Origin of the sequence: Microcoleus sp. EPA2 (assembly GCA_020882975.1) — a bacterium.
GTDB lineage: Bacteria > Cyanobacteriota > Cyanobacteriia > Cyanobacteriales > Microcoleaceae > Microcoleus.
Map to the genome: position 1 here is coordinate 1 of JAHRFD010000063.1, position 6,836 is coordinate 6,836.

Below are 6,836 nucleotides of genomic sequence, written 5' to 3' on the forward strand. Positions count from 1 at the left end.
TCGGAGTTGTGGGAGTCGGAGTGGTTGGAGTCGGAGTTGTGGGAGTCGGAGTGGTTGGAGTCGGAGTTGTGGGAGTCGGAGTTGTGGGAGTCGGAGTTGTCGGGTTGACGGTAATATTCACACGATCGCTATCCGTTTGAGCACCGCCTAATTCTAGAGATCCGCGATCGTTTGTCGTCAAAATCAGCGTATCCGTGCCGACAAAATTCTGATTCGGCGTATAAGTTAAACCATTTAAAGCAGCATTAATATCAGTCTGTTTTCCCGTATAAATCAGGCTGTTGCTGCCATTCCCCGATCCGGTAATTCCCGTCAGCGAATTCAGTGTCAGAATGCCGCTGGTAACACTGAGATTAACTTCCACCGACTCGCTATCTGCATCCGATACAGAGATACTATTGGTGTTGCTAGTAGAGAAGATCCGAGGAGTATTTTGATTCGTCGTTTCTTTGCCGATATCAGTCGCAATGTTTACACTCCAACTGGCAATATTTCCTGGAGTAGTAGCATTGGAAACTTGAGCACTATATTGGTTGGCATCAACTGCATACAATTTCCAAGTGCCGTTGGGGTTAGTTTTGTTAAAAACAGAAAGAGCCGAACCGTAAGGTCCTTCTGGTACCCCTGTAGGTGTCGGCGTACCGCTGGTATACGAAAAGGAATAAACATCAATAAAATTGTTCGATGAATAGTTTGTAGGTTTGTAAGTTCCTGAAGCGATCGTCGTTGGTACTGGGGAACTAGAAAGAGTGGACAAAAAAGAGGCTGCATTATCATCCAACTTCAGCGTGACGCTGTTAAGTGGTGCAGATGAAACGTAAGACATTAACACCACATTTTGTCCCTCTGGACCAACTAGCAAGAGGTTGAGGTTCTGCGGTTCACCGCCGACAGTGACACCAGAGCCATCAAAAGTTTGAACATTGTTGAGAGCGATCGTAACGCTGTCTACTTTTCCTGTTACACCTGAAACGTCTATAGCAGACGGATAGGGTGTCGCTAAAACGTTAAATCCACCTTGTCCACCTTGTCCGCTGTTGATGGTAATTTTATTCGGGTTAGTTGTGGTGGTGGTTGTTCTTCCCGGTATTGAATTAATAGGAGATTGATTGCGACGGGAAAATTCCGAGGTATCGCCTGTAGTTTTGTTAGTAGCAGTAGCAGCTAGAACCGGTTGGCCTGCTACTGGAGTGTAGGCGAAGTTGATATTAGCATTGCCAGCACTGTCTGTAGTAATGTCTTGGAAACCTAGAAAAGTTTCACCTTGACCTGCACCTGCGGGGTCATAACTTGTATTAGCAAAGAATTCGACGCGGAAGTTGCTGTTAGGATTGCTGTTGAGAATGCCCTTGACTGTGTTGCCACTAACTGAGGTCAGAACCGGGTAATTTTGCAGGTTGTTGCTGCCTGTATCCGCATCGCCCAAATCGTTGGGAGTGATACCATTATTACCGATTAAGTCAATACCTAAGCGTTTGTTATTAAAGACACGATTGCCTTGTATGGTGTTACTGCCTAGAGTTTTATTAATCTCAATACCGCTGCCACTATTATTAGCAATGATATTACCTTCCCCAGGTGCAGTGCCGCCGATAGTATTATTCGAGTTTTGGCCTAAGATAAAAATGCCATCACCCTTGTTACCTAAAGCTATTGTCCCTGTGGCATCATTCCCGATGTAATTGCCAGTAATTTTGGTGTTGGTAACTCCACCCCTCCCAACAAATATGCCACTAAAGCCGTTACCAGAGATGACGTTGCGGGAGATAATATTACCTGTTACAGGGGTGACATTAGGAGAATTGTTTTGAGTGTAATTTTCGAGTCTGATTCCACTGGTAGTGTTGCCTACAGCAGTCGTGCCGCTAATATCAGTACCAATGTAGTTGTCTTGGATGGTATTGTTATTAGTTGCTACAATAATGCCGTCACCTCTAAAATTTCCACCCTTTCCAAATCCGTTAATAACCAATCCTTGAATGGTAGTGCCACTGGAATCTCCCTGGCTGCTACTACTTTGACCTAAATGTAAACCATTGATATTATTATTGGCAGGTAAGGCTGGTTGTTGTACAAAACTGCCATTGAGTTCGATAATTGGTTTTCCAGCATATCCAGGTTGAGATTTGCCATCGATAATAACTGGGCTGGTGATAACAGGTAAGGCTTGACTGAAAAGGGTAATGGTATGAGGGCCTGTTCCGGGGATGTTAAAGTTAATTGTGTCTAATCCGGGATTGGAATTGGCTTGGTCGATCGCACTTCGCAGAGAACCCGTACCGCTATCAGAAGTATCGGTAACGGTATAGGTAGCCAAAACAGACGCATAATTTTCCATTGCGTCTGACTCGAAGGCTAGGGGCGATTTAATGTTGCCGATTTTTTCTTCTAGTTCCCAATTCCCACCTAATTTTGCACTCCCCGTCAGATGCTTGGATGCGGCGATATTTGCACCCGTGAGGGATGCAATGCGATGGAGGAAGAGTCCGCCGTTCGTTTCAACCCCCGTCTCATAGCGAAACTCCTCTAAAGACGACTGTTTAATCGTGAGGTTATTTTCAGTCGGTTTCAACCGACTTTCGCTTTGAGACAGGGAATTTATTCCCTGGCGGACTTTGGGGCAAATGCTAGGGGTTGAAACCCCCGTCTCATAGCGCAAGTCCTCGGTCGAGGACTGTTTAATCGTGAGGTTATTTTCAGTCGGTTTCAACCGACTTTCGCTTTGAGACAGGGAATTTATTCCCTGGCGGACTTTCGGGAAAGCGCCGGATACTGCTGCTACATTGCAGCCGTAAATCAGGATATCTGCATCAACTGTTAAGGCGCGCCGCCATTGTTGCAATTGCTGGCTGTAAGCTTCGAGGTTATCGATAGATAGCCGGGTTTTACCAAGTTGCAAGCTTCCCGGTTCGCCGTGGGAAACTAGATGAATGCTGTCAATATTGGTGCGATTCGCTAAGACTTCGGTAATTTGTTCGATTCCATCTCTGTCGGAGTCGAGAATTATTGCTTCTACTCCTAATTTCACTCCATCCAGGAGTGTTTGATAGTCTGTTACTGCCGCATCGATAAATACTGCTGATAAAACTCGTATCATGGCTGTACACCCTCTGGAATCAAGTTAACAATTTTTCATAAATCCAGGACTAGCACACCACAACTCAAAAAACCCGTTTTTTTGACAGTACAAATAGCTAAAATTGTGATATTTCTGAGAACAAATCGGTTTTTTGGCAAGTCTTAAATTTATTAATTCAGACTATATTGTTTGTCGCTTTGTTTCTTAACTACCCAAACAGATTATTTGACCAAATTTTGTCTAAAGTCAACTCTAGCCTGTATACTTACGTAGGCAAAAAATTTTAATAAAAATACATATTTTGACTTTCCCACTCACTTACTGCCCCGATCGCGCCTCCGATCGCACTTCGCCAAAACAGCACCCGAAACATCCGCCACAATACTGATAATCCGATACAAAGCCACCGCACTCAAAATTATACCCGTAGAAAAGCGATCGCCAAGCAGAGCGATCGCCGTAGCTTCAAATACTCCCATACCTCCCGGTGCACCAGGGACAACTAAACCCACCACAAAAGCAAAACAAAAAGCACCGAATAAGTTCGGAATATGGCCCAAAGACACCCTCGTTAAAGCCATCACAGTTAACACAAAACCGCTTCCCCGCAATCCGATAAAACACATTTGTCCAATTAACGGTACTAAAGGATAACGTTTAATTGGTAAATTTATTTTGTGTTTAGCCTTGACACTCGATCTTATTTTCGCTAGATTGGAGCTAGACTCTGTAGGAAAATTCACTCCCTCAGCAGCCGACTCCCCAGAATTTAAATTTTTCCCATCCTGCTTCTTTAACTTCAACTTCTCTACAAATAGGACGATCGGATTCAGAATTCGCGGATGAATCGCCGTTAAAATAGCAGCACCAGCCACAATCCGCAAAAACCAATTAATTTTATCAAAACATAACAAGCCAATCAAAACACCTGCCGCAGCCATCAGCAGAGGTTCTAACAACACGCTGAGAGTAGCAACTTGCGGCGAAATACCAGCCTTTTTGGCATCCAATATCCTACCCCAAAAATGCCAAATATTTCCCGGTAAATACTTAGCAATATTAGTTTTGAGAAAAACTTGAATCGCCCAAGCCGCATTTACACGTTGACGAAATTCCCGCAAAATCAACATCCACACCCAGCCGACAAAAATTAGCGAAAATAAAGTGACACCGAGGGCGATCGCCAATAAGGGAAAACTGGTAGCCACAATTCGGATATTCGCCACTTCTTGCCAGTGAGTGACAAAAGCTTGGGCGATAAATAAAAACGTCCCGCCCAAAATACAATAGCGTAAATAAGGTTTGAGACGCGATTTTGCCACCTGGAAAAAGTTCTGAATAAGACGTAAATTTTTGTTTCCCATTTTCTGATACCAATTTTGAATTTGGGATTATTGATTTCTTAACCACAATCTCATGTTTTAAATTTAAAATTTAGATCGATCGCAATTATTACGGAGTATCTTTCTATGGCTGGCCCGAGTCCTGACGGTCGTTCCTATCTTTTAGATAATAGCCCCAATAGTTTCACTTTAACACCGGGCTTTCTAACTCCTTACCCCAATGGACTATTTGCTCTGGGCGGCAACGATTTTGTAGTCGGTGCCTCGGATGCCGATCGCCTCAGCGGTGATGACGGTAACGACAGAATCCTGGGTGGAGCAAATTCCGACACACTCTTCGGTGGTGCCGACAATGACATCCTCAACGGCGGTATCGGTAACGACATCCTCTTCGGCGACTCTGGTAATGATACCTTGCAGGGAGGCAAAGGAGCTGACTTACTCAACGGTGGTAAAGGTGCCGACGTTTTGATCGGCGAGGGCGGCAAAGATACCCTGACAGGAGGGTTGGGCTTCGATACCTTTGTCTTCCGCACCGATGGCGCAGTCATGGATTTGATGGCGGCAGACATAATTACTGATTTTAATACTTCAGTGGATGCGATCGGACTTACTGACAATCTTACCGAAGCAGACTTAATCCTCGAACAACAGGCGATGGCCCCTTCTATTTCCGATACCATAATCAAAATTCGCCAATCCGGTGCTATTCTAGGCGTAGTTACCAACAAATTGCCACAAGACCTCACCGGTAAATTCATCTCTGCAACTCCCGTATTGAGCAACCAACTCAGCCAAGCTCGCGACATCGGCACTCTCAGCAGCCCTCAAACAATTACCGACTCAGTTAGCAACGCTCAACCAGACGATATTTACCGCTTTAACTTATCAGTAACTAGCGACTTCAGCTTAAATCTCAGTGATTTGAATACCGATGTTAACCTGACCATAATCAAAGACATTAATGGCGACAATGCTGTGGACTTCACAGATATTATTGCTTCAGCTCAAGAGTCTAATTTATCATCAAAATCCCTACAACTAAATGCTTTGGCACCAGGAACTTACTACGTGCGAGTTTCTCAATCCCAAGGTAATACAAACTTTACCCTAAATCTGTCTGCAACACCCACAACTATTTCTGCCAACAATCTTAACAACTTAGAAGGTTTTGACTCTCGTTTTGGATTTGGTTTAGTCAATGCCGCCGCCGCCGTTGCTAAAGCCAGAAACAGTCCCACTTTTCCTGATGTTCCAGACTTAGGCGGCGACGACTGGGGCAGAGACTTAATTAAAGCCCCAGAAGTTTGGGCCCAGGGGTTAACTGGAGACGGAGTTGTGGTAGCGGTAATTGACAGCGGAGTTGACTATAATCACCCAGATTTGACCGGGAATATTTGGAGTAATAATGGGGAAAACGGCATTGATGCCCAGGGTCGAAATAAAGCTAATAACGGGATTGATGATGATGGGAATGGCTTAGTGGACGATTTCCGCGGCTGGGATTTTGTGAACAACGATAATAACCCCATGGATGATAACAATCACGGCACTCATATAGCGGGTTTAGTAGCTGCGAAAAAGGATGGAGTGGGGATGACAGGTGTGGCTCCCACTGCCAAGATTATGCCTTTGAAAATACTGGATAGATCCGGTTCGGGAAGGATTAGGGATGAAATTGCAGCCATTAATTATGCAGTGGCTAATGGGGCGAAGATAGTGAATGTAAGTTTGGGTGGCTTACAGTTGAACGAACCAGAATTGAATGCGATTCGAGCGGCCGAAGCTAAGGGCGTAACAGTGATTTCTGCTGCGGGAAATGATGCTCGTCCCCAGGCAGATTATCCAGCTCGGTTTGCTAATGAAGCTGGAATTGCTGTCGGTGCAATAGAGCGGAACAAGCAGTTTGCTGATTATTCTAACCGGGCTGGAACTGAATTAATTAATTATTTTATTGCTCCCGGAGGTGACGGTGGTAAAGCCGATTCAGGGGATATTTATTCCACTGTACCCCTGTCCGTACCGGGCATTCCTTATCGTTATTTCGCGGGTACTTCCATGGCTGTGCCCCAAATCGCTGGGGTAGTAGCTTTGATGTTGCAGGCTAATCCGAATCTGACTCCGACCCAAATTAAGCAGATTCTGGCAGAGACGGCAAATCGATCGGATATCATAGTTTGAATTTATGCGTGGGGTGGGGCGGGTTGATCTAGATTGTTTATATGTATCAAATATCCTTCGTAAAACCCGCCCCTACAAGGCCTCTTACTAATTGCCAAAATTCCCCTAGGGGCGGGTTTCACCAACCATCTATGTGAAAAACCAAAAATCTCTAAAACCCGCCCCCACCCACCGACAAATCCCAATCTACTCCCACATTAGGTTAATCTAAATTATGCGTGGGGTGGGGCGGG

Annotated in this window: 3 protein-coding genes; 1 reads left to right on the forward strand and 2 read right to left on the reverse strand. The window is 44.9% G+C overall.

Annotated features, from left to right (window positions below; translation table 11 throughout):
- Window positions 1-3,097, reverse strand: a 3,097-nt coding sequence (locus AAFP14_RS26345; protein ID WP_341735124.1) for a DUF4347 domain-containing protein, incomplete at its 3' end; no start/stop codon positions are given.
- 296 nt (window positions 3,098-3,393) lie between these two features.
- Entirely contained in the window at window positions 3,394-4,401 is a 1,008-nt protein-coding gene (locus tag AAFP14_RS26350; protein ID WP_341735125.1) for a lysylphosphatidylglycerol synthase transmembrane domain-containing protein, read from the reverse strand.
- Between the two features lie 147 nt (window positions 4,402-4,548).
- Here AAFP14_RS26350 and AAFP14_RS26355 point away from each other — a divergent pair, with 147 nt between their 5' ends.
- A complete protein-coding gene (locus AAFP14_RS26355) occupies window positions 4,549-6,603 on the forward strand; it encodes a S8 family serine peptidase (protein ID WP_341735126.1) in 2,055 nt (684 codons plus the stop codon).
- The last annotated feature ends 233 nt before the right edge of the window (window positions 6,604-6,836 follow it).

Bases quoted from the DNA above. Each gene is read 5' to 3' on its own strand.
- AAFP14_RS26355 (WP_341735126.1), top strand. From the start codon at position 4,549: ATGGCTGGCCCGAGTCCTGACGGTCGTTCCTATCTTTTAGATAATAGC.